The sequence below is a fragment of the Vibrio sp. 10N.222.55.C6 genome, from assembly GCF_041473395.1.
Lineage (GTDB): Bacteria > Pseudomonadota > Gammaproteobacteria > Enterobacterales > Vibrionaceae > Vibrio > Vibrio crassostreae_C.
Genome location: NZ_JBFRSD010000761.1, coordinates 1 through 299 on the forward strand (window position 1 = coordinate 1; position 299 = coordinate 299).

Below are 299 nucleotides of genomic sequence, written 5' to 3' on the forward strand. Positions count from 1 at the left end.
GTACTAAAGCACAGATCATCGAGCTAGCTGATGGTTCTGAAGGCAGACTTGCCTTCCATGAGGTGGCAACGGGACGCAGCGAATCACAACTTCAATCAGCGTGGTCGCGACTTGTATTTACCGGTAAAGCTGAAGCTCCAATCCAGGTTTCAGACTACAACGAAGCAATTATAACGGTTGCTTCAAAAACCAATGCAATTGGTTATGTAGATGAAGCCGCTTTAACAGGTGACGTGAAAGTATTATTTAAATACTAAGCGTTGCTTACTTACCAGCATTAAAAAGCCCAAGGTTATTTG

1 pseudogene is annotated in these 299 nt (G+C 43.1%); it reads left to right on the forward strand.

The window, feature by feature from the left end:
* Nucleotides 1–257: pseudogene (locus AB4486_RS26020) on the forward strand (phosphate ABC transporter substrate-binding protein); the annotation flags it as partial.
* Nucleotides 258–299 lie beyond the last annotated feature (42 nt).